The organism is Brevibacillus choshinensis (assembly GCF_001420695.1).
Taxonomy (GTDB): Bacteria; Bacillota; Bacilli; order Brevibacillales; family Brevibacillaceae; genus Brevibacillus; species Brevibacillus choshinensis.
Genome location: NZ_LJJB01000010.1, coordinates 834,818 through 858,188 on the forward strand (window position 1 = coordinate 834,818; position 23,371 = coordinate 858,188).

At 49.6% G+C, this 23,371-nt stretch carries 23 protein-coding genes and 1 pseudogene; 4 read left to right on the forward strand and 20 right to left on the reverse strand.

Annotation, left to right across the window (positions count from 1 at the left end):
• Positions 1–546 (reverse strand): NfeD family protein, encoded by a 546-nt coding sequence (locus AN963_RS14255; protein WP_055745225.1) that lies wholly within the window; start codon positions 544–546, stop codon positions 1–3.
• 112 nt (positions 547–658) lie between these two features.
• Entirely contained in the window at positions 659–2,011 is a 1,353-nt protein-coding gene (locus AN963_RS14260) for an Nramp family divalent metal transporter (protein WP_083496942.1), read from the reverse strand.
• 246 nt (positions 2,012–2,257) lie between these two features.
• Here AN963_RS14260 and AN963_RS14265 point away from each other — a divergent pair, with 246 nt between their 5' ends.
• Together AN963_RS14265 and AN963_RS32560 are read left to right on the forward strand one after the other, a co-directional pair.
• Positions 2,258–2,680: a spore germination protein gene (locus AN963_RS14265; RefSeq protein ID WP_055745226.1), complete on the forward strand. Its 423-nt coding sequence runs from the start codon at positions 2,258–2,260 to the stop codon at positions 2,678–2,680.
• A gap of 49 nt (positions 2,681–2,729) precedes the next feature.
• Positions 2,730–2,813 (forward strand): annotated as a pseudogene (locus tag AN963_RS32560) (spore germination protein); the annotation flags it as partial.
• A gap of 139 nt (positions 2,814–2,952) precedes the next feature.
• On the opposite strand, the gene AN963_RS14270 reads toward AN963_RS32560, so the two are convergent.
• The gene (locus tag AN963_RS14270) at positions 2,953–4,389 is read right to left on the reverse strand and encodes an aminotransferase-like domain-containing protein (protein WP_055745227.1); all 1,437 of its coding nucleotides are present in this window, start codon (positions 4,387–4,389) and stop codon (positions 2,953–2,955) included.
• Between the two features lie 111 nt (positions 4,390–4,500).
• On the opposite strand from AN963_RS14270, the gene AN963_RS14275 reads away from it, so the two are divergent.
• Positions 4,501–5,481, forward strand: a complete 981-nt coding sequence (locus AN963_RS14275; protein ID WP_407922546.1) for a DMT family transporter — start codon at positions 4,501–4,503, stop codon at positions 5,479–5,481.
• A gap of 80 nt (positions 5,482–5,561) precedes the next feature.
• On the opposite strand, the gene AN963_RS14280 is transcribed toward AN963_RS14275, so the two are convergent.
• From AN963_RS14280 to AN963_RS14320, 9 genes are all read right to left on the reverse strand, one after another.
• On the reverse strand, positions 5,562–6,245 hold the full coding sequence (locus tag AN963_RS14280; RefSeq protein ID WP_161827284.1) for a nucleotidyltransferase domain-containing protein: 684 nt from the start codon (positions 6,243–6,245) through the stop codon (positions 5,562–5,564).
• Between the two features lie 11 nt (positions 6,246–6,256).
• Entirely contained in the window at positions 6,257–6,724 is a 468-nt protein-coding gene (locus AN963_RS14285; protein ID WP_055745229.1) for an NUDIX domain-containing protein, read from the reverse strand.
• 16 nt (positions 6,725–6,740) lie between these two features.
• Positions 6,741–7,283, reverse strand: coding sequence for a suppressor of fused domain protein (locus AN963_RS14290; protein ID WP_055745230.1), 543 nt, complete (start codon positions 7,281–7,283; stop codon positions 6,741–6,743).
• Between the two features lie 305 nt (positions 7,284–7,588).
• Complete coding sequence (locus AN963_RS14295; protein ID WP_055746312.1) at positions 7,589–8,311, reverse strand: amino acid ABC transporter ATP-binding protein; 723 nt, start codon at positions 8,309–8,311, stop codon at positions 7,589–7,591.
• A 47-nt stretch (positions 8,312–8,358) separates the two neighbouring features.
• Entirely contained in the window at positions 8,359–9,009 is a 651-nt protein-coding gene (ehuC, locus tag AN963_RS14300; RefSeq protein ID WP_201783753.1) for an ectoine/hydroxyectoine ABC transporter permease subunit EhuC, read from the reverse strand.
• A gap of 40 nt (positions 9,010–9,049) precedes the next feature.
• The gene (locus AN963_RS14305) at positions 9,050–9,826 is read right to left on the reverse strand and encodes a transporter substrate-binding domain-containing protein (protein ID WP_055745231.1); all 777 of its coding nucleotides are present in this window, start codon (positions 9,824–9,826) and stop codon (positions 9,050–9,052) included.
• A gap of 64 nt (positions 9,827–9,890) precedes the next feature.
• Positions 9,891–10,709, reverse strand: coding sequence for a 3-keto-5-aminohexanoate cleavage enzyme (gene kce, locus AN963_RS14310; RefSeq protein ID WP_055745232.1), 819 nt, complete (start codon positions 10,707–10,709; stop codon positions 9,891–9,893).
• A gap of 1 nt (position 10,710) precedes the next feature.
• Complete coding sequence (kal, locus tag AN963_RS14315) at positions 10,711–11,115, reverse strand: 3-aminobutyryl-CoA ammonia lyase (RefSeq protein ID WP_055745233.1); 405 nt, start codon at positions 11,113–11,115, stop codon at positions 10,711–10,713.
• 207 nt (positions 11,116–11,322) lie between these two features.
• A complete protein-coding gene (locus AN963_RS14320; RefSeq protein WP_152985670.1) occupies positions 11,323–12,666 on the reverse strand; it encodes a sigma-54 interaction domain-containing protein in 1,344 nt (447 codons plus the stop codon).
• A 134-nt stretch (positions 12,667–12,800) separates the two neighbouring features.
• Here AN963_RS14320 and kdd point away from each other — a divergent pair, with 134 nt between their 5' ends.
• On the forward strand, positions 12,801–13,805 hold the full coding sequence (gene kdd / locus AN963_RS14325) for an L-erythro-3,5-diaminohexanoate dehydrogenase (protein WP_055746314.1): 1,005 nt from the start codon (positions 12,801–12,803) through the stop codon (positions 13,803–13,805).
• 95 nt (positions 13,806–13,900) lie between these two features.
• On the opposite strand, the gene sufB is transcribed toward kdd, so the two are convergent.
• From sufB to AN963_RS14365, 8 genes are all read right to left on the reverse strand, one after another.
• Positions 13,901–15,298, reverse strand: a complete 1,398-nt coding sequence (sufB, locus tag AN963_RS14330; protein WP_055745235.1) for a Fe-S cluster assembly protein SufB — start codon at positions 15,296–15,298, stop codon at positions 13,901–13,903.
• Positions 15,299–15,332: 34 nt separating this feature from the next.
• Complete coding sequence (gene sufU / locus AN963_RS14335) at positions 15,333–15,770, reverse strand: Fe-S cluster assembly sulfur transfer protein SufU (protein WP_055745236.1); 438 nt, start codon at positions 15,768–15,770, stop codon at positions 15,333–15,335.
• Entirely contained in the window at positions 15,757–16,983 is a 1,227-nt protein-coding gene (locus AN963_RS14340; RefSeq protein ID WP_055745237.1) for a cysteine desulfurase, read from the reverse strand. Before AN963_RS14340 ends, sufU begins: the two co-directional genes overlap by 14 nt.
• Positions 16,983–18,281 (reverse strand): Fe-S cluster assembly protein SufD, encoded by a 1,299-nt coding sequence (gene sufD, locus AN963_RS14345; RefSeq protein ID WP_055745238.1) that lies wholly within the window; start codon positions 18,279–18,281, stop codon positions 16,983–16,985. Before sufD ends, AN963_RS14340 begins: the two co-directional genes overlap by 1 nt.
• A gap of 21 nt (positions 18,282–18,302) precedes the next feature.
• Positions 18,303–19,091: a Fe-S cluster assembly ATPase SufC gene (sufC, locus tag AN963_RS14350; RefSeq protein WP_055745239.1), complete on the reverse strand. Its 789-nt coding sequence runs from the start codon at positions 19,089–19,091 to the stop codon at positions 18,303–18,305.
• A 386-nt stretch (positions 19,092–19,477) separates the two neighbouring features.
• On the reverse strand, positions 19,478–21,010 hold the full coding sequence (locus AN963_RS14355) for an FGGY family carbohydrate kinase (RefSeq protein ID WP_055745240.1): 1,533 nt from the start codon (positions 21,008–21,010) through the stop codon (positions 19,478–19,480).
• A 28-nt stretch (positions 21,011–21,038) separates the two neighbouring features.
• Entirely contained in the window at positions 21,039–22,499 is a 1,461-nt protein-coding gene (locus tag AN963_RS14360) for an APC family permease (protein WP_236707988.1), read from the reverse strand.
• Positions 22,500–22,577: 78 nt separating this feature from the next.
• A complete protein-coding gene (locus tag AN963_RS14365; RefSeq protein WP_055745241.1) occupies positions 22,578–23,351 on the reverse strand; it encodes a DeoR/GlpR family DNA-binding transcription regulator in 774 nt (257 codons plus the stop codon).
• Between the last annotated feature and the right edge of the window lie 20 nt (positions 23,352–23,371).

Here is a 23,371-nt window from a genome sequence, read left to right on the forward strand (position 1 = left end):
TCATTCCTCCTCTTTTTTTGCATCATCATGCGGAAATGGGGTGACGTACAAAACGTGGTCGCGCACTTCTACCACGACGACGCGCGATCCTTGCCTGATCGGTACACCATCGAGAGTGGCTGCCATGTGAAAGGTAGTTCCACTGACCATTTTCACCAGCACTTCTCCCAATCCGTTTGCTGGAATCGTTGTACTGACCTCTCCCAGTTTTCCTCCCAGCTGGCTCATCGCGTAGCCGGTGGAATTCTCCGCCTTGCTCATCGGCTCTACCCAAAGGAAGTACGAGGCCACTGCCAGTCCGATCCCAATCAGGATTGCCAAACCCAGAACCATCAGATCAGATAAGGACGTAAAGCGATTGAGCAGATACCCTGCTGCGCCAAAAGCCGTCGCGCCACTCACGAGCAGGATCGGCTGAAGCACAGGCAAATGAAAATGACCGTGACTCATCCAGTCACCACCGGTATGACCGAAGATCAATGAAGCCAGTGCGTAAAGGATGCCGCACACAAGGCAGACGATGTAGATGGTTTCAAGTACACCCACAACTGTCACTCCTTTCCATAAATGCATCTATTTTTCATACGATCCAGAAAGAAAAAGGTTGCGTAAATAAGGAAATCCCCTCCAAAAATGTGGAGGGGATAAGGGTGAATCGTTATCCAAATACAGTTTGATAAAGCAAATAGGCATTTAACACCATGATGATGATCGCTACGATCCAGGACAATCCTTTCAGCCAAGGGGCATTTACAAACTCCCCCATTTTCTTTTTGTCGTTCGTAAACTTCACCAGCGGTACCACAGCAAAGGACAGCTGGAGCGAAAGAATGACTTGGCTCAGGATGAGCAGCTGAGTCGTTCCGCTCTCACCGTATAGCGCCGTCACAATAACAGCCGGAATAATGGCGATCATCCGTGTAATCAATCGTCTGAGCCACGGAGTGATTCGCAGGTTCAGGAATCCTTCCATTACGATTTGCCCTGCCAGTGTCCCTGTCAGCGTCGAGTTCATCCCTGCTGCAAGTAAGGCTACACCGAACAAAATGCTACCAAGCGTCGTACCGAGGAGAGGAGCCAGCAAGTGATACGCGTCACCGATTTCTGCTACCTCTGTCATACCCGCTCTGTGGAATGTCGCTGCAGACAAGATCAGAATCGCAGCGTTAATCCCTAGCGCGAAAATTAGGGCTATCGTAGAATCGGCTGTTGCGTATTTGATCGCCTCTCGTTTGCCGAGTGTTGTTTGTTCATATTGTCGTGTCTGCACGATGGACGAGTGTAGATACAGGTTGTGCGGCATGACGGTTGCACCCAAAATTCCGATCGCGATATAGAGCATTGCCGGGTTTTTGACGATCTCGGCAGTCGGGATAAATCCACCCAAGATTTCTTTCACTTCCGGCTGAGACCAAATCATTTCAAATGCAAAGCACGCGCCGATGGTCACGATCAATGCGATCACGATCGCTTCAATGTAGCGAAAGCCTTTGTTTTGCAAAAGGAGCACGATCAGGACGTCCAGGGCCGTAATCAGTACCCCATATACAAGCGGAATTCCAAATAACAGATTCAAAGCAATCGCCGCCCCGATTACCTCTGCCAAATCGCAAGCCGCGATGGCCAGCTCGCACAGCACCCACAAGCCCATGGCCACTGGTTTGCTGTAGTGATCCCGACAAGCCTGTGCCAAGTCTCGCCCTGTCACGATCCCTAGTTTTCCAGCCAGTGCCTGCAGCAGGATCGCCATCAGATTGGACAGCATGATCACAGACAGCAACGAATAACCAAACAACGATCCCCCGGCAATATCGGTCGCCCAGTTCCCTGGGTCCATGTAACCGACCGCTACGAGGTACCCAGGGCCCGCAAACGCGAGAAACTTGCGAATCACGGAACCCTTTTGAGGAACCTTCAACGACCGGTGAACTTCGGGCAATGACGGCTGTGATGTCTCGTTTCTCCAACTACTTTCTTGAACTGCTTCACTCGTATTTGATCCAGTTCTCATTATTTCCACCCACCTTTGTGGTCTTATCCATTTTTTTTGCGCATGTGCAACTTTTAGATAAAAAAATATAGGATTTGCTATGACCAAAAATGTTTACCTAACGAAACATATCCCTATTATACTCCTTTCGTTCCGTTTTGCAACTGCCCGAGAAGACCGTTTTTTCTGCATAAAATTCGCCCTTTCGTGCATAATGCTGCCATTTTGTCTCACAATACCTATATTCCTTCATCAGGAGGTACTGCCATGAATTGGTCTCAGGAACTATCCGCTCGCTTAAGAGATAGCTCCGACTATCAAAGCAGTCAAATCAGCATCGAAGACGAGTCCTTTACCCTCTGTTTTCTAGAAAGCCTAATCGATTCTCCCTACATTCAAGATCATATTATCGAAAAGCTACATTGGCCCAACAATGAAATGCCATTCTCGGCGTTAACCTCCCTGGATCAAGCGATGAATGAGATTCTTCAAGGCAATCTGGTCATCATCAAAGATTCCGATCAAACAGCCTATATCGCTATTGGCAAAGGTATGGAACACAGAAGCATTCAGGAATCCGAGAATGAAAGCTCGCTTCGTGGACCACGGGACAGCTTTGTGGAATCCCTGCACACGAATCTGTCGCTGATCAGGCGCAGATATCCGGATCCAGAACTAAAAGTATACTGAACGCCCATCCAACGTCCTGGCTGCTTTGGTGGAAGGACGCGTGGCCATCATGGTGGATGGTAGCCCATTTGTCCTAATTGTCCCAGTCACATTTTCCATGCTGTTTCAAGCCCCTGACGACTACTATGAGCGTTGGATGATCAGTTCTGCCATTCGACTTATCAGGGTCGTAGGCGCATCGATCGCATTGATCCGGTTCACACCTCGTTCCGGTATCATTGTAACCGTCACTAGTATGAGCCCAAATCCTCCAGGTTATAGCCAAAACAGTACTACTGTGTCGCGAGAAGCGCCTTTTTCAGTCGACGTACTCCTTCATCGATGGATTCATGCTTCTCCCATGAATACGTCAACCGAAGCCACCCTGCTTCTGCTCCGTACACGCTACCTGGATTGTACACGACTCCCTCCCGTATGGCTGCATCCAACAACAGGCGCTCATCACACGGCTCACGCAGACGGCACCACACATGATAGCTGCCCTCTGGGACATTCCACTCTACCCAGTCGGCCAGATGAGTCTCCAAGGCTGTTACCATTGCGCGTCGTTGGTGGTACAGATACGTCGACAACCGCTCGATCTGCGCTTCCCATCTGTCATGCTCCAAAAACGATCGGGCCAGCTGCTGGGAGACCGTGCTCGTACCAAAATCCATCTGCTGCTTGGCATCTGCCAGCCTTTCTACGACGGAACGCGGTCCGACTAACCAGCCGATACGCAGGCCAGGTGCGATCGTCTTGGACACGCTATTTACGTAAAGAACGGTACCGCTCGTGTCGATAGCCTTGATCGGCAGCGGCGGTCTCTTGCTATCTTTCATGGCAAGAGCAGCATACGCATCGTCTTCTACCAACGGAATTCGCAATTCCATACATGTATCGAGAATTTGCCTCCGGCGACGTTCACTCATGACGGAGCCGGTAGGATTGTGGTACGTCGGATTAGCAAATACCATGCGCAGCTTGTGCTCCTGATGTAAACGGCGGATTTCTTCAGGAATGATACCCTCTGCATCCATCGATAGCTTGTACAGACGCAGTCCCGCTGAGGTAAACAAGGGCAAGGAGTACGAGTAAGACGGCCCCTCCATTGCCACCGCATCTCCCGGACTCAGCAGGCAAAGCGAAATCAGATGCAACGCTTGTTGCGCGCCAGATGTCACGAGAATCTCCTCCGGCGAAGCTGAGATTCCGTATTGTTTGCCCAAATGCCGCGATAGAACCTCTCGCAATCCTTGATCTCCCTTGGGGTGGGTGTATCCGAGCTCAAACTGTGGGGATTGCTGCAATCGCAATAATGCCTCTGCATCGAGGGATGGAATGAGCGGCGTCGCTAACTCAGCCTTGGCCAAATTGATGATCGATGGATCGAAGCATGCCTCCTGAATTCGTTTGACCAAAGGATAGGCAGGCAAAAAAGCTCCCCCATTCGTATATTTGTGCCAATTCGGAACCCGCTGTACTCCCCATAAATGACGACTGACCCACGTCCCGCTGCCTTGCATGGATTGCAATAATCCCGCTGCACGCAATTCTTCATAAGCGGCGGACACCGTTCCCCTATTTACTCCAAAGCGCTGGGCCAACACTCTCTCTGCCGGAAGCGAAGAACCAGGGGGCAAATCTCCCTGTATGATTTGCTGTTCCAGCCATCGCGTAATTTGTTGGTAGACCGGGGTATCCCCCTGCTTGTCTGGCTGCCACTCCATTTTCCTTGACCTCCCTTTCGCTTATGGATACCTGTACGATGACGTTCGACAAATTGGCCTACCAATCCTCCGGCCAATTGGCTCTACCCTTTATCGACTCAGAGTCTTACGATGAAAAAAACGATCGTCACGCATATGAAGGAAGGGATTCTCATGAAGGCGGAAGTATCGCTCGAAAAAAAACAGGTGGCACAACCTTTGACGGTAGGAAGTGGCCTCTACAATGAAAAGGCAGGAATGCTCTACGGGTTACTGGGCGTATGCAGCTTCAGCCTAACACTGCCAGCGACGAAAGTGGCATTGACCGCGCTTACACCAATGACGGCTGGTCTGGGACGCGCCTTGGTCGCTGCCATCCTGGCTGCACTTGTATTGCTGATCAGACGAGTTCCCTTTCCCTCGTGGAAGGAGACCAAGCAGCTGATTCTTGTCGCGGGAGGAGTCGTAGTGGGCTTTCCCTTTTTCTCGGCTTGGGCCATGGAGCGCGTCCCAGCCACACACGGCGCGATTATCATTGCGTTGCTGCCACTGGCGACGGCTGGCGCAGCCACATTCTTTGCAGGTGAGCGTCCTGCCCGGATGTACTGGGTTTCGAGCGGAGTCGGCTGCCTCGCCATTCTCGGGTATGCCATCAGCTCCAGATTCGGTGCCCTGCATTGGGCGGATTTGGCGTTGCTCGCGGCCGTGATCTCTGCAGCAATCGGCTATGCGGTAGGTGGACAGCTAGCCCGAACGATGGGTGGCTGGCAAGTCATTAGCTGGTCTTTGGTATTTTCCTTCCCTTTTCTGGTCATCCCGATCGCAGGGCCGCTTCTTTCCCAGTTACAGCATGCCTCAGGGACGGCATGGTTAGGGTTTGGCTACGTCAGTGTCATCAGCCAGTTTCTTGGCTTTTTCGCCTGGTACCACGGTCTGGCTATTGGCGGTGTAGCGAGAGTCGGTCAGACACAATATCTTCAACCGTTTTTAACTATACTGGCTTCGTGGCTGTTGCTCTCCGAGTCCGTCACCCTTGGCGCTATATTGGCCGCATTGATCGTGGTAGCGTCTGTGGCCAAAGGAAGAACTGCAGTAGTAAAACAGAAGGCATAGAAGCAAAGCAATGAAATACGAAAACACCGACCTGAGAATGAAGGGTCGGTGTTCTGCTATTCCCATTTATCTATCTAGATTCATGTATAAAACGCCTGATTCAAACGAATCGCCAGCTTTTGCAGTGCCTCTCCACCTACCACTTCCGGCAGTTGCGAGCTTTCATGAGCGGCCGTCATCTGAGCGAACAGCTCTTCTGCATAGGGGAGCAGATCGTTCACACTCCATTCCCCTCGTTTGATCGCCATGAGCTCCTCCACATTTGGCCGAGCTACTTCAAGCTCTCCTGATTCCAGCAGCTCTCTGCCCATTTGCAGGAGGCGGATCAAATGATGGGCGTCCTTGGCATCATACTGCTGCCCGGCACTCGCCAGCTTTCGTAGATTGCGAATGGCATAGCCACCGTATGAATGGTACAGCTGCTTGGATAAAAACAGCTCACGGCTCGCTCTCAGTTCTTCCCCAGGCGCCGTAGTATAAACGATATGCTCCGGCTTCACGTAAAGCATCTCCACGATATTGGGGTTGCCTTTTACCGCCAAGCGAATGTACTTGTTCAACGCGTACACGACCAGATCCGGTTCTGACAGGATCGTTTGCTCATAGCTTTGCAGCCCAAACATCGCCTCTGCGGGGGCGAAGGCAATTCCCCGCAAGTCGACATCACTGGTTGCGGTACTCGTACCGTAGCTATGACTGCCCGCAAAAGCCAGATAACAAAGGTGTCCTCGGAGCTCTGGTGCTTGAGTCCATACGGATTGCATCAACGTCAGGCTCATGGATTCTGCTTGTCGAGCATGTTTCCGATGTATGCAGGCTTGTAATGGTCACCTTCTAGCGCCTGGATGACCTGCTCTTGTCTGGAATAGGCGTATTGCGGGAGCGTCTTCCACTCCGCAAGCGAAACCCAGCCCGCCCATTCGATATGTTCGTCATCCAATCCACCTGGTATGGGAGTCGTGTCCTCGCCAATGAGCCTAGCCAGCACCGCAATCCCGACTGTATGCTTTCCTTCACCTGTCCGATCGATGCGTTCGTCTACCCAGAGCAGACGATCCATCTCTACGAGCAATCCTGTTTCTTCCCACACTTCTCTTCTCACGGCATCCGGGATCCCCTCGAGATACTCGACGTTGCCACCCGGTAAACTGTAACCTATTTTTCCACCCGACTTTTCCCGAATTAGCAGGATTTGCTCTTGATAAACGACTACCACGGTTACTCTCACTCGAACTGTTTTCATCCCGCTCGCTCCCTTCTCATATGGCTGGGGTACGCATGAAGTCCAGGGAATCGACATCGGCACTCGCAAACAATTCCTCCAATGCATCCAGTCCATGATTCTGCGCAAACGCCGCCTCAGACCTGGCTATCGCATGAAGCATAATGAAACGAACGACCTCTGTACCGTTCGTAAAATAATCAAATCCATCCTCTTCATAATCTGCCGGCGTCGCAATCACGAAGTCCAAGCTGGATGCTTCCAGAATCGAGCTTTCCAAAAAAAAGACCTCTCCCGGCGCAAGTCGATAACGCAGTTGCTGCTGCTCCCCCTTTCTCATGACTTGAGCAGCTACTCGCGCCAACAAGGTGATCATTTCCCGCTCAAACTTGTACGAGTACATCAGACACTCAGTTGATCCTGCTCGGAACAGCTCTAGCGTGACATACGTCCACCACCCTCGCCTCCTGGTAGGTGGAAAAACAGCGATCAGGACGTCCGCTTCATCCGATTGATACAATTCTACCCGGCTGCCAAAAGCTCTGCTGCAATGCTCCAACAGTTGTTTTACTACTATCATATGTAGCTCCCTATCCTGCACCAGTACGAAATATCATTTATCTACAGTATAAGCGAAAAATGACGAAGAAAGGCACTTTCAAGTGGGGGAGCCACTTTAGAGTGCCTTTTTACTATTTCACTCGTTGTACGTCATAGCCTTTTTCTTTCAGCAGATCGATAACCAAAATTTGGTCATCTTTGTATCCATCTAGTCTGAATTTCCCGACTTTTTATTGCACTTCCGTAACACTCATGGAAGTCCTTCACACAAAAGAGCCCTTCTGCACATGTGTGTCAGAAGAGCTCTTTTGCCTTTTATATCTTTTACTCCTCGGTCTCAGAAACGCGCCTGAGGAACAGCCTCAAACGTTCTGTTTGCGGATTGTTAAATAGTTCCTCAGGCGGTCCCTCCTCCACGATCACTCCTTTATCAACAAAAACCACTCGATCCGCCACCTCACGTGCGAAACCCATCTCGTGTGTGACGATCAGCATTGTCATGCCTTCTTCCGCCAGTTGCTTCATCACCCGTAACACTTCACCCACCAGTTCGGGATCGAGGGCTGAAGTAGGTTCATCGAACAGCATGACTTGCGGTTTCATAGCTAAAGCACGGGCAATCGCCACTCGCTGTTTTTGTCCACCTGATAGCTTGGAGGGAAACACACTCGCTTTTTCTTCCAACCCTACCTTGCCAAGCAAAGCCTTTGCCTCTACCGATGCTTCTTCCTTTGCTTTTTTCAGGACCTGGATGGGCGCGAGCATAATATTGTCCAGCACCGTCTTATGTGAAAACAGATTAAACTGTTGGAAAACCATCCCGATTTCTCGCAGTGCATTTTGACTCGTCAAAATGTCTTGCTGATTGTAATGAATCGAGCCGCCTGTGAACTCCTCCAGTCGGTTAATACATCGCAATAGTGTGCTTTTTCCCGAGCCACTACTTCCGATAATCACGACTACCTCTCCTTTGGAAACGGAAAGGCTCACTCCTTTTAGCACTTCTATTTCCCCAAAGCTTTTGTACAAATTTTTGATTTCTACGATTGGCTTATCCGCCATCAGCATATGCCTCCTTGCCTGCTCACTTTCTCCTACTCGCTTGCACGCACTTTCTTCTCCAGTCTGTTAATCAGCTTTGTCGCAAGCAGAGAAGCGATATAGTACAAGACTGCTGCTGCGATATACAGCTCTATCGGCTTGTATGTCGTACTAATAATGCGCTGTGCTGTTCTGGTCAACTCAACCAGTGTAATGGTGGAAACCAGCGAGGAATCCTTAATGAGCAGAATAAATTGATTTCCAAGGGGCGGAATGATGATTTTGAAAGCTTGTGGCAGAATAATCAGACGCATGGTTTGCGAAGAGGAGAGTCCAAGTGCAAAGGCCGCTTCCCGCTGCCCCTTTTCTACAGCTTGAATGCCGCTTCGAATCACCTCCGCAACGTAAGCACCTGTATTGATTCCAAGTCCCAGCACAGCCGAGGGGAACGGATCAATGGTGAGACCAATCTGTGGCAGCCCGTAATAGATCAGAAATAATTGCACTAGCAATGGTGTTCCCCGCACAATGTCAATGTATTGTGTTGCCACCCACCGAACGATTTTCACATTGGACAGCTTGGCTAGAGCAGCACCCATCCCCAGAAATAGCCCTAACGCCATCGAAATAATCGTTACGGTGACCGTAATCCAAGCCCCTTTTAACAGGACTGGAATCGAATCGATCATTAACTGAAAATCCACGTCTGATCACTCCCCTCTTGTTGCCATCCGACGAATAGGCTTACTTTGTCCCAAAGTGCTGCATTGCCAGCTTTTCATAAGTCCCGTCCTTGATAATCTCTTCGACTGCTTTGTTTACCTGCGTCAACAAGTCCTTATCTTCCTTGCGCATGGCAACGCCAATCTGCTCCTCATACAGCAAGCCATCTAAAAGTTTCAATGGACGCTTCGTTTCATTAATCGTAAATGCTCCAATAAACTTGTCTGTTACCATGGCTTCAATTCGTTTGTTCTCCAAGTCAGTCAATTGAGCGACTTCGGAATCGTATGTCTTGACGTTTGCCCCGAGTTTTTTCGCTTCCTCCTCGTAGGTAGTGCCCAAAGTTACGCCCACATTTTTGCCTTTCAAATCAGCTGGAGCTTTGATCTCTTGATTATCCTGGTGAACGACTATGGCAGCACCCGATACATAGTAAGGCGAACTAAAAGCTACCGATTCCTTTCGCTTCTCTGTAATGGCCATGCTTCCAATGATCAGCTCGTATTTATCCGCCAGGAGACCTGGAATGATTCCGTCCCAAGCGGTACTGACGATTTCTGTTTTCCGGTTCAAGCGTTTTCCGATCTCATTGGCATAATCCACATCAAACCCTACCAGCTTGCCGTCCTTGTCCACAAAGCTGAAAGGCGGGCTCGCCTCCGTTACCGCGATTTTTAGCGTCGCTCCTTCACTTCCCGCAGCGTTCGTTCCTACGCTTTCCTTGCCGCAGCCCGAGATCAGGAGCATGGTTATGGATGCGATCAACAATGGCACCACGGCGTACTTTCTTTTATTCATGAGTCATACCTCCCGGATCGTTTTGATTGATGGCAGAACTGAGATAGTGGCAAACTTTATTTGCTCATTTGACGTTGAGCCCTAGAATTCGCCTGGCTTCCTCTGGCGTAGCAATTTCTCGCCCGCACTCTTTGGCGATATTCGCGATCCTTTCGACCAGTTGAGCATTACTCGAAGCCAAAACACCTTTTGAATAGTAGATATTATCCTCAAAGCCTACTCTGACGTGCCCACCCATCGCTATCGCGAGTAACGCTAGCGGGAGCTGATGGCGACCGATGCCCGCAACGGTCCACGTTGATTTTTCAGGAATGCTTTCCACCAGATAGACTAAATCACGTGGCTCTGCGGTAATCGCCCCTGATACACCCATTACGAAGTCAAAATGAAGTGGCTCGGTAACCAAGCCTTTTCTCAGTAAGTCCAGGGCGTTTGCGATCATACCTCGCTCAAAAATTTCAAATTCCGGTTTGACCTGCAAGCGTGTCATTTCCTCCGCGTACTTCTCGATATACTCGCGTGTATTCATGAATACATCGCCGCCAAAGTTGCAGGTGCCCGTTGTGAGAGTAGCCATCTCTGGCTTGAGGTACACAGGCTGCAATCTTTCTTCTAACGTGTGCCACGTTCCACCACCAGTCGATGGCTGGATAATCACGTCGCATTTTTTTGCAATTTTGGAAAAAATCTCTCGATAAACCTCTATATCTTGCGTCGCTGCTCCTTGTTTATCTCGCGCATGGATGTGTACGATCGAAGCACCCGCTTGATAACACTCGTATGCCGCCTGGGCAATTTCATCCGGTGTGACAGGAAGATTCGGTTGCTGTTCCTTGGTCGTTTCCGCACCAGTCAGGGCCGCCGTGATGATCAGCTTTTCCACATTATTGCCCTCCTTGTGCTTCCTGCTTCAGTCGCTGCTTTCCCTTTGGCACGACGCAAGTCCCAGAGGCTTTGCAAACCAGCTGTGGCACTTCTAGTACCTCAGCAGCTGAATCGTTCAAATCAGGACGGGCTTGGATGACTTTATAAGCGGCGAAGGTCATATTCCGGGAGGTGTTCCCTACTTTTTGGATTTCGCCAATCGCTTCGATATAATCTCCTGCGTAAACCGGTCCGACAAATTCAACGTTATCATAAGCTACAAAAAGCCCTTCGTCCCCATCAGAGCGGATCAACAATTCCGTTGCCACATCTCCAAACAATTGCAGCATTTTTGCTCCATCCACTAGATTGCCCCCATAATGGCTGTCATGTGCGCTGATACGAATGCGAATGAGTGCTTTCACAGGCAGTTCTCCTTCTTTTCATTTCCTCCAATGGAAATGAGATGATGCCCTCTTATACAGGCACAAAGTATGCCAATCATTCGGGAGAGAAAAACCGCATGGAGTCAAGCGTCGCTTATTCACTTTTGGATAAGGCAGCTGCGGAAAAATCGAGATATTCTCTTTGTTTTCAGGCATTCACACGACCTATTTACTTCTGGATAGGTGTTATTTACTTTCAAATAGATGTTTGTACTGCTTCAGCTTCCTCACCACACTCGGTTGGCTGATCCCCAGAACCTTGGCCATCTCTGTTGTGCTTTTACACTCTTGGTAAGCTTGCTGGAGCATAAAGCGCTCTACTTCCTGAAGTGTTTGCGGTAACGTCTGGTTCGTCTGCTCTGAGAGCGGTGGCTGTGGTTTGCCGAGGATGCTTTCTGGTAGATCATCTACCATAATCATTCCGTCATCGACCGTCAACACCAGTCGTTGTACCATATGCTCCAGTTCCCGGACATTTCCCGGCCACGCATACGCTAGCAATTTGTCGATGGCACGTTGATGCAGGACAAGCTTCTTTTTATAGAGCTGGTTAAAACGGTCCAAAAAATTGAGCAACATCCTCAAGATATCTTCCGAACGTTCCCGTAACGGCGGAATGTTGATGGGGAACACGATCAAGCGAAAATACAAATCTTGTCGAAACTCTCCTCTGTTCACTTTTTCTAGTAATTCCACATTGGTAGCGGCAACGAGGCGAAAATCCACTTTTTTCGGAGTCGTTCCTCCTACGCGATAAAAGGTCTTTTCCTGAATGAGCATCAACAGCTTGACCTGCAGCTTCATCGGCAATTCACCAATTTCATCAAGAAACAATGTTCCTTTCTCCGCTTGCTCCACTAGACCTTTCTTTCCCTTTAGGCTCGCCCCGCTGAACGCACCCGGTTCAAAGCCAAACAGCTCCGATTCCAACAGGCTTTCCGGTATACTACCGCAATTAATTTCGACGAACGGCTTATCTTTCCGAGAGCTCAAATGGTGCAATTGACGTGCAAAGGTTGTCTTCCCTACGCCTGATTCTCCTGTCAGCAAGACAGAAACGTCTATTTCCGCCACTTTGCGGATGGTAGTCTCCACCTTAGCCATGCCTTGACTACTCCACGGAATGTCGTTCAACGATTGATTGTTTCGCAATTTATCCAGCTCTTCTTTTACGGTCTCCATTTCTCTTTCGACCGTTTGCAGATGCTCCCTGAGTTGCAGCAATTCTGTAATGTCATTCGCGCAACAGACGACGTACATCAGTTCACCAGCCTCGTCAAAAAACGGGGTGGCCGTCACGAATACCTTGTTTCCTGTACCCGATTCCTGTATCACCGTTTCCTTTTTCCCCGAGCGAAAGACTGCTTTTGCTGCCGAAGGGAAAAAAATTCGCCCCTTCTCCATTTCGTCTACCGTTTTTCCGAGCAGATACGACTTGGAAACCGAATAGACCTCTTCCAAAGCACCATTTATATAAACGATGACCCCATTTTTGTCTACAATCGTAATATCATTATGAAAAGTGTCCATGATTTTCTCCCAGTCCCACTTGTGCAACGCTTTCACTCCTCTCTAAATAATGTACACTATGATTAACTATTAATATGGCACACAAATTGCAATTTTCCCACTAAAAAGAGAATGAGGAGGCATGTAAATTGAAAATGGGATGCCCTTATGGGAGTCATAGAGTTTTAGAGCCGGTAGGTGTTCTGCCACAAGCTGCTTGGAAGCTAGAGCATTCGCTGCCTATCTATCCTAATGAATTGTTGATTGACGTCGAGATGTTAAATATTGATGCAGCCAGCTTTCGGCAAATGCGCGAGCAAGCTAGAACGGAGGATGGCATCGCAGAGTTGATTATACAAACCGTCCGGGACCGGGGAAAACAGCACAACCCCGTGACAGGCTCAGGAGGGATGTTAATCGGAACGGTTAGGGAGGTCGGAGAAGGATGGACGGGGAATGTGGCAGTTGGTAGCAAAATCGCTACTCTTGTTTCACTCTCTTTGACTCCATTGAACTTGGAACAAATTCACTCTATTAATTTGAGCACTTGCCAGGTACGTGTCACTGGTCAAGCTATACTCTTTGAAAGCGGCCTATTTGCTGTACTCCCTGCCGACTTACCACAGGATTTTGCTCTCTCTATTCTGGATGTAGCTGGAGCACCGGCCCAAACTGCCAAGCTTGTCCAAGCTGGTGATACCGTGCTGATTATCGGTGCTGGCGGAAAATCTGGCTTGCTCTGTCTCTATGAAGCGAAGAAACGTGTAGGCGTCACTGGAAAAGTGATCGCCTTGGCATATGATGAAAGGGATTATGAGCGGATTGCTCGCTCTCAACTGGCAGACGTGATCTTGGTAGGGGATGCTCGCCAGACGCTTGCGATTTTGCATAAAGTTCAGGTAGCCACCGATGGCGCCCTCGCTGATTTGACGATTAATTGCGTAGACGTCCCTGGTACAGAAATGAGCTCGATCTTGTGTACGAAAGACAACGGAACGGTTTACTTTTTCAGTATGGCAACCAGCTTCACTGCAGCAGCGTTGGGCGCGGAAGGTGCTGGTAAAGATGTGCGCATGTTGATCGGCAATGGTTATACAAAAGGGCATGCAGAGATTGCTCTCGCTGCTGGAAGAAGCATGCGAGAAAAAGGGTACCTGTAACAACAAAAAATACGCGTCTGTGTGACTAAGACTCGAGAGCCTTACAGTCACTACAGACGCGTATTTACCTATTACTACTAAGGTAACGGAAAGGCTTACCCGATAGAACCTTCCATCTCGAACTTGATCAGACGGTTCATCTCTACCGCGTACTCCATTGGCAGTTCTTTTGTGAACGGCTCGATGAAGCCCATAACGATCATCTCAGTAGCTTCTGCTTCAGACAATCCGCGGCTCATCAGGTAGAACAGTTGATCCTCGGATACTTTGGATACAGTCGCTTCATGCTCGAGCGTGATGTTGTCGTTCATGATCTCGTTGTACGGGATCGTGTCGGACGTGGACAGTTTATCCAGAATCAGCGTATCGCATTTGATGTTGGACTTGGAGCCTTCCGACTTGCGTCCAAACTGCGACAGGCCGCGATAGGTTACTTTTCCGCCATCACGGGAGATGGATTTGGAAATGATGGTAGACGTGCAATCCGGAGCCAAGTGAATCATTTTGGCGCCTGCGTCTTGGTGTTGTCCTTTTCCTGCTACTGCGATGGAAAGAACCGTACCTTTCGCGCGTGGGCCTTTCATGATAACGGCTGGATATTTCATCGTCAGCTTGGAACCGATGTTCCCGTCGATCCATTCCATGTTCGCATCCGCGTAAGCAACGGCACGTTTGGTAACGAGGTTGTATACGTTGTTGGACCAGTTTTGGATCGTGGTATAACGGCAGCGAGCGCGTTCTTTCACGATGATTTCTACAACAGCGGAGTGCAAGGAGTCCGTGCTGTAGATCGGAGCTGTACAGCCTTCTACATAGTGAACGAAGGAATCTTCATCCGCGATGATCAGGGTACGCTCAAATTGACCCATGTTCTCCGAGTTGATGCGGAAGTAGGCTTGCAGTGGAGTCTCTACTTTTACGCCTTTTGGTACGTAAATGAAAGAACCACCGGACCATACTGCCGAGTTCAGGGCAGAGAATTTGTTATCTGCCGTAGGAATGACGGTCGCGAAGTATTCCTTCACGATGTCTGGGTACAGTTTTACTGCGGAATCCATATCACAGAAGAGAACGCCCAATTTTTCGAGGTCTTCCTGCATGTTGTGATATACAACTTCGGACTCGTACTGAGCAGATACACCTGCGAGGAACTTTTGCTCCGCCTCAGGAATCCCCAGCTTGTCAAAAGTCGCTTTGATTTCTTCTGGTACTTCATCCCAGCTGCGACCTTGTTTTTCGGACGGCTTCACATAGTACGTGATGCTGTCAAAGTCGAGGGAATCCAGATCGCCGCCCCATTTAGGCATTGGGATGCTGTTGAAGATGTCCAGAGCTTTCAAACGAAACTCCAGCATCCATTCTGGCTCGTCCTTGATGCGCGAAATTTCTTCGACGATTTCACGTGTCAGACCCTTTTTCGTACGGAATACAGAAACGTCCTTATCGTGAAAACCGTATTGGTAATCCTGTATTTCAGGGGCTTTTTTAGCCATCGTTGCTCACTCCTTTATTTTCATATGCTGATTGCTATTCCTGCTCGGCCTGTTTGATGCCTTGCTCCAGTGCCTTCCAAGCCAGCGTAGCGCATTTGATGCGGGCAGGGAACTTGGCGACACCCGACAGTGCCTCGATATCGCCCAGATCGATCGAATCATCGATCTCCTTGCCTTGCATCAAATCCGAAAACTTGTGGGCTAGCTCGAGTGCTTCATCCACTGGCTTGCCCTTGACGGCATCCGTCATCATCGAAGCGGAGGACATGCTGATCGAGCAGCCTTCGCCCATGAACTTCGCGTCCACCACTTTACCCTCTTCCACTTTCAAGGAGAGAGAGATGCTGTCGCCACAGGTCGGGTTATTCAGATTCACAATGAGTCCGTCGGATTCTTCCAGCTTCCCGCGGTTGCGCGGTTTCTGGTAGTGATCCATAATGACGCGGCGGTATAAATCATCAAGAGAAGACATTGCCGAAATACTCCTTCGTCTTCTTCAATCCTGCTACCAGTACATCTACTTCTTCTTCTGTATTGTACAGGTAGAAGCTTGCCCGTGCGGTAGCCGTGCAATTCAACCAACGCATCAGCGGCTGCGCGCAGTGATGACCGGCACGGACTGCGATTCCATAGCTGTCGAGAACCGTAGCCAGGTCATGCGGATGTACCGTATCCAGATTGAATGTTATTAAACTGCTGCGGTCCTGCTGCGGGCCGTAAATCGTTAAGCCATCGATCTCGCGCATTTGCTCCATCGCATATTTCACGAGGTGCTTTTCATGACGCTCGATGTTTTCCATGCCGATCTCTTCCAAAAAGTCGATGGCGGCTCCAAGGCCGATCGCGCCTGCAATGATCGGAGTCCCGCCTTCAAACTTCCAAGGCAGCTCTTTCCACGTAGAATCGTACAACTCCACGAAGTCGATCATTTCACCGCCGAATTCCATCGGCTCGACGCTCTCCAACACTTCACGCTTGCCGTAGAGGACGCCGACACCTGTCGGACCTGCCATCTTGTGGGCGGAAAACGCGTAAAAATCGCAATCCAAATCTTGGACGTCGATTTTTTTGTGTGGAGCTCCCTGCGCCCCATCAACCAGTAAAAGGGCACCATGCTCATGTGCGATCTTGGCAATTTCCTTGATCGGAGTAGTATCCCCCAACACGTTGGAAATATGGTGGATCGCGACGAGTTTGGTGTTGTCTGTGACTGTTGCTCTCACTGCCTCCAGCGTGACGGTACCGTCCTCTGCCAGGGGAATGAACTTAAAGGTAGCTCCGGTCGCTTTGGCTGCTTGCTGCCATGGAATGAAATTGGCATGGTGCTCCACAACTGTGGTCACAATCTCATCTCCAGGCTTTAGAACCGCGCGAGCATAACCGTACGCTACGGTATTAATCGCCGACGTCGTTCCGCGGGTAAATACCACCTCGGCTGCTTCACGAGCGTTGATGAACGCGCGAACCTTCTCGCGCGCTCCCTCGTAAGCGTCTGTCGCCATGTTGCCCAAGGTGTGCACGCCGCGGTGCACGTTGGAGTTGAATGCCTTGTAGTATTTATCCATCGCCTCGATTACCTGAATCGGCTTTTGCGAGGTCGCTCCATTATCGAGATACACAAGTGGATGCTCGTTGATCTCTTGGTGCAGGATGGGAAAATATTGCCGAAGCTCCTTGGCGTTCATTAGCCCAACTTCCTTTCGAGCGCTTGGCGGAGCCTGTTTCTCACTTCTTCTACCGGGATCTCAGCTACTACCGGATCGAGGAAGCCCAGAATGATCAGACGTTCCGCATTTTGGCGGGTAATACCGCGCGACATCAGGTAGTAGAGAGACTCTTCGCTGAAACGTCCTACGGAAGCTGCGTGACCTGCTTTGACGTCGTCCTCATCGATCAAAAGAATCGGGTTGGCGTCTCCACGAGATTTTTCGCTCAGCATCAGGATGTTCTCCGCCTGTACGCCGTTTGCTTTTTCAGCGCCTTTTTCGATTTTGGTAATCCCGTTCAAAATGCTCACGGATTCTCCAGTCATAACGGCCTTGCTGACCATGTCAGACTCGGAATGAGTACCGATGTGCTGTACTTGGGAAGTCAGGTTTTGGCGTTGGGAACCCGTACCTACAGAAATGGATTTGGTTTCGGCAGTGGAGCCGGTACCTTTGAGGATCGTGGTGTTGTTCGCAACCGTGTTTCCGTCGTTCATTTCACCCAGAATCCATTCCATTTTCCCGTCACGATCTACGGTCGCGCGACGGAAGCTGTAGTCGTGTACATCTGTGGACAGGGAACGTACGGACGCTACTTGTACAGATGCACCTGCTCCAACGTATACTTCCACGATGCTGTTTGCTACCATACTCGTACCTTCTCCAGACACGAATGTATCCACGTAAATCACTTTGCTGTTCGCTTCTGCTACGATCAGAACGTGTGGGGAAAGGAGTGCGTGGTCGCCTGCTACTTCAAAGACAACTTGCAATGGCACTTCTACTTCCACGTTTTTCGGTACGTAGAGGAACACGCCGCCATTTACTACTGCTGTGTGCAAAGCGGTCAGCTTGTGTTCGTCGTAAGCTACGACATTCCATAAGTATTTTTGCACCAGATCGCTGTGCTCTACCAGAGCTTTTGCGAGCGTAGTGAAAATGACGCCTTTGCTCTTCAGTTCGTCGGAAACAGCTTCAAAAACAGAAGAGGCATTCTTTTGCACCAACAGGTTTTTCACGCTGTCGACGTCGATTTGCGCTTTGACCAGTTCGCTCAGTTCGTTTGCTGTCGCCACAGTAGCTGCAGTTTGGAACGGATCAAACTCAGTCGTATTCCATTTATCAATTTTCGTTTTCTCCAAAGCGGGCAGTTTCAGCTCTCCCGCCGCTTTTAAGCCGGCGAGACGCTTTTCCAGGAACCAGGCAGGCTCCTGATTGGCTTTGGAGTACTCGGTGATCGCTTCAGAGTCGAAGCGGAGCTGTACATCCACACTCATTTCACTGCTGCCTCCTTCTTCCTACACGTTGGCGTTTACGGTTTCATCCTCGATGCCGAGCTCTTCCTTGATCCAATCGTAGCCTTCTGCCTCGAGACGTTCAGCCAGTTCTGGACCACCGGACTTCACGATACGACCCTGCATCATGACGTGTACGAAGTCAGGCTTCACATAGTTCAGCAAACGCTGGTAGTGAGTGATGATCAAAAATCCGCGATCAGCAGAGCGCATTTCGTTCACGCCGTTCGCTACTACTTTCAATGCGTCAATATCGAGACCAGAGTCGATCTCATCAAGAATACAGAAAGTAGGTTCGATGAGCATCATTTGCAGAATCTCGTTGCGCTTTTTCTCCCCACCGGAGAAGCCTTCATTCAGATAACGATGAGAGAAGGATTCGTCCATTTCCAGCGTGCTCATTTTCTTGTCCATTTCGCGAATGAACTTCATCAGGGAAATTTCGTTTCCTTCACCACGACGAGCGTTGATTGCGGAACGCAGGAAGTCGGAGTTGGTAACGCCACTGATTTCGGACGGATATTGCATCGCCAAGAACAGACCAGCGCGTGCACGCTCGTCGACTGCCATGTCCAGCAGATCCTCACCGTTGATGATTACTTCGCCTGCGGTTACCTCATATTTCGGGTGACCCATCAGAGTAGAAGCCAAAGTTGATTTACCAGTTCCGTTCGGGCCCATGATTGCATGGACTTCGCCGCCCTTGATTTCCAAGTTCATGCCTTTGAGGATTTCTTTATCCTCGATCTTGGCGCGAAGGTTTTTTATTTGCAAATGCGGTACTGCTGTCATCTGAATTCCCTCCATAAACGTCAGAAGTGAGTTGGTTAATTCTCAATCCATTCTCAATACCCATCTTATAATAAGAATAATTATAAATCAAGGAATGAAACATATCTGTAATTTTTAAATCATTATATTTAGAAAGTCGGTTTTTGGCGACTGACAATCGCCTTATCCGCCTGCTACTGGAACATCTTACCCTTACGCTCTTCAGGAAATACCCACGCAGCCAAGTATATAGCGCGCAAGAATTTCATCATCCTATTTTCGCTAGTGCGAACTTCATCAAAAGCCGGAATTGGTACCATTTGGCAGCCTGCTTGTGAAAATTCAGCGACATGGAAAAAAGAAGTGCCTCGATGCGGATAACCGCGAAACGAGACACCTCCCTTTAATTATTGAAAGTCTTGCAACAGCTGAATGGCTTTTTTCCATCGCCTTCGCTTGAGCTGTACTCGCTCATGAGACAACTGTGGCTCGTATCGCCTGGAGATCAGGATTTTCTTTTGCAGTTGTTCCTGCGTCCACCATCCCAGCGATTCTCCCTGCAGATAGGCTACGCCCATCGCTGTAGTCTCAGCCTGTTTGGGTGCTTCCACTGGAATCCCTAAAATATTTGCCTGAACCTGCATCAAATAAGGGTTCCGCGTTGGGCCTCCATCTACTCGCAGCGATTTTAGTTGCTGCCCCGAGACAAGCTGCATGGCTTCCAGTACATCGGCAATTCGGTGGGCAATGCCCTCCAGAATGGCACGTGCCAAATCTTGTTTCGTCGTATCGTGAGACATCCCTACGAACATCCCTCGCGTATCGGAGCTCCAGTACGGTGCTCCTAGACCGCTCAGGGCAGGGATGAACAATATTTCGTTATCCAGTTCCTTTTCCACGGCTCCACCGTTTAGACAAAGCTCCCACTGCTTGGACCATTCCTGCAGCTGTTCGATACTGTCGTACAAGCCTAATCCATTCATCCCCCACTCAATCGCGGAACCAGCCGAGTAAATCGCTCCGTCCAAGGCATAGGTATACGCGTCTTCCCGCTGCCAGACAATCGTGGACAACAGCGTATCTGTATGATCAGTCAATGGTTGCGTCCCTACGTTTAGATAGGCGAAGCACCCGGTTCCATACGTGCACTTTGACATGCCCGGCTCGACACACAAATGACCGTATAGCGCAGCAGGTTGATCCACCATACTCACACGGATCGGCGCCTGAATACCGAGAAAATGATCTGGACAAGTCACACCTAGCTCCCCGACAGACGGGACAACTTGCGCGAGCCATTCCTTTTTGATCCCCAAGTATTGGAGGATTTCCTCGTCCCACTCTCCCTGCTGGATGTTAAACAACAGCGTTCTGGCAGCCGTCGAAGCATCCGTGACAAACTGCTTTTTGCCCGTCATGTTCCAGATCATCCACGTGTCCAGTGTTCCAAAACGACCGCAGCCTTCCTCCAGCTTTGCGTTGACCTCAGGCACTTCTTCCATCAACCATTTGACCTTGGTCGCCGAAAAGTAAGGATCAATGCGCAAACCCGTCTTTTCTTTGACCCGTTGTCGCCAATCATGATCTGCATTCCACTGATCCGCAATAGCAATCGAGCGTCGGCACGACCAGACAATCGCAGGGTATAGCGGAGAGCTGTCAGTCACATCCCATGCCATTACGGTCTCACCCTGATTGGCCAAGCCGACTGCATGGACCTGATGCGGAGCGATGTTGGCTTTTTCCAAAATGTCGGCAACCGCAGCGAGTACCATTTGCCATATTTCCGTCGGATCATGCTCTGCCCAACCCGAATGCGGGTAATATTGCGTGTGCTTTTGATAGCTCTCCGCCCTGATATTGCCGTCCTGATCAACAAGTAATGCCTTGGTACCTGTCGTTCCTTGATCAATCGAAAGAATATATGGTTGCTCTGCCATCGTATAACGCCACCTCTTTTGCTACGTTCTATCCGATGTGATAATGAGAATCTCCGGACTCGTCTTTTTGGATACCAATTCTTCCTTCTGCTATGCCCTTTCGGAAGCCGATGAAATAAACGAGCGCCCCGACGATCATCAAAACGATCGCAACGATCGCTACATTATGAAAATCCGCTGGGACAGTCAGGATGCCGATTTCAAATACGAGCCAGATAATGGCAATGATCGTGAGTGGTGTCCGCCATTTTCCTAAATCAAAGCCATCCGTCGCGGGCAGATCCTTGATCTTTAACGCATAAGCCAAAATCGTAATCAGGTAGAGTACGGCGGGTAGTACGGCAGTAGCTCCCACTAGCATGGTCAGAGAATCGGAGAAAATGACTGCGATGATCCCTAATACAAGCACCAGCACAATGGCATTTGCCGGTACAGATGTTTTCGTGGAGACCTTCTTAAATACGCGAGGAGCAAAGAACACATTATCGCGGGAGAGTGCATAGATCAGGCGGGATGCTGAGGCCATAATAATCAATCCACATGCAAAAATCGAAATAATGCAAAGAACGAGAAATACATTCGCGCCAATATTGCCAAAGCGCTCCGTCAAAATGTAAGGGATCGGGTTTGCGGAATGAACAACCGCTGCCAAATCCGTTATGGATGCAGACAGAATAATCAGAAATATCGTGCCGATCCCGCCGGATAGAGCAACGGACAAGATCATCGCCTTGGGTACATTCGTCTTTGCGTCAATCGTTTCTTCCGACAGATTGGCTGCTGCTTCAAAGCCAACGAGCGTAAAGGCACCCATCAGCGCAGCTAGTATGAACGAACCGAGATAAGAGCCATCCGAACCGGCAGCAGAAAGACCGGTGTTGGCAAGCATGCTCCAGTCAGCCTTGCCAAACAGAATGACTGCGCCCAAAAAGAGAATAATGCCCACCATGCCGATGACTTCCGTATAAACAGCCGTGTCGTTGATTTTCGTAGCCAATTTGACCCCATAAATATTGATAAATGCTTGAACGATTAAAGTTATTATCACGATCCAGGCAAGTACCGACGAGCTGATTTCCATTCCAAGCAGCTGCGCAATGATCGGTGCCATCCCATAATCCACGGTCGGCACGACGAGCACGAGAAAGCAAAAGGCGACCCATCCAGCAAACCACCCCATCCCTCGATTCGCCAGACGAGAAACCCATTGGTACGAGTAGCCACTGAGAGGAATACGCCCTGCCAGTTCAGCAAAGATGATGGCCACGATTAAATGTCCGATCGCCACAATGGGCCAAGTCCAGATCCCCGCTGGACCCGATGTGGACAACACAAATCCATAATTGGTGAAGATCCCTGTTGTGATCGAAATAAACGAAAAGGCAACGGCAAAAGAACTAAACAATTTCAGCGTCCGCTTCAGCTCTTGCTTGTAGTGAAAAGTCCTCATGTCATTGGAATCGCTTCGCTTTACCTGATCATTACTCACGGTTCATTCCCCTTTTTCTGTGAAAAACGTCTGGACGTTTTCCATTAATGTGGACGTGACCGCTAACCAAGTGGCTTTTTAAGCTTCTTCTATTTCTACTACGATTACTTCAACGCCATTCTCTTCTAGCTGATGGACAATCGACTGGGGAGCTTGTGCATCCGTAATCACTACGTCTATTTCATCGATACCAGCAACTTTGGTAAATGCGGTTACATCGAATTTGGAATAATCAATCAGCGCATACGTTTCTTTTGCCTTTTTCATCATCAGACGGCGTATTTCCGACTCTCCGACATGGTAATCGGTAAAACCGCTCGACAATGCCAATCCACCCACACCAATAAATGCCTTGTCTACAAAAAAGTCCTCCACGCTTTTACGAGAAACGGGCCCGGATAGAGACAGATCGCCACTACGGAGCTCTCCACCGCTGAGAATGACTTTGCAGCTCGGGTGATTGGCCAGCTCAAGTGCCACGAGCAGAGCGTTGGTGATCACGGTGATTCCTTTCTTTTGATCCAAATACTTGGCAAAAAGCTGCGTTGTTGTCCCCAAATCAATGTAAATAGCCTCGCCATCCTCTACAAGCTGCGCCGCACGTCTGGCAATCGCTTCTTTTTCCCTGACATTGGATCCACTGCGATTCGCATACGTCGGCTCCAGATTGGTTTTGGCCAAAATGGCTCCACCGTGCACTTTCTTGATGAGCCCCTGCTTTTCCAGGTCATACAAATCTTTACGGATCGTCTCGCGTGTGACCCCCAGCTTCTTGGACAGATCAGCGATACGAGCTGTTCGATTCTCTTTTAGTTGTTCCAGGATTGTCTCCAGCCGTTTCTCTTGCAACATGGATAACAGATACCACCTTT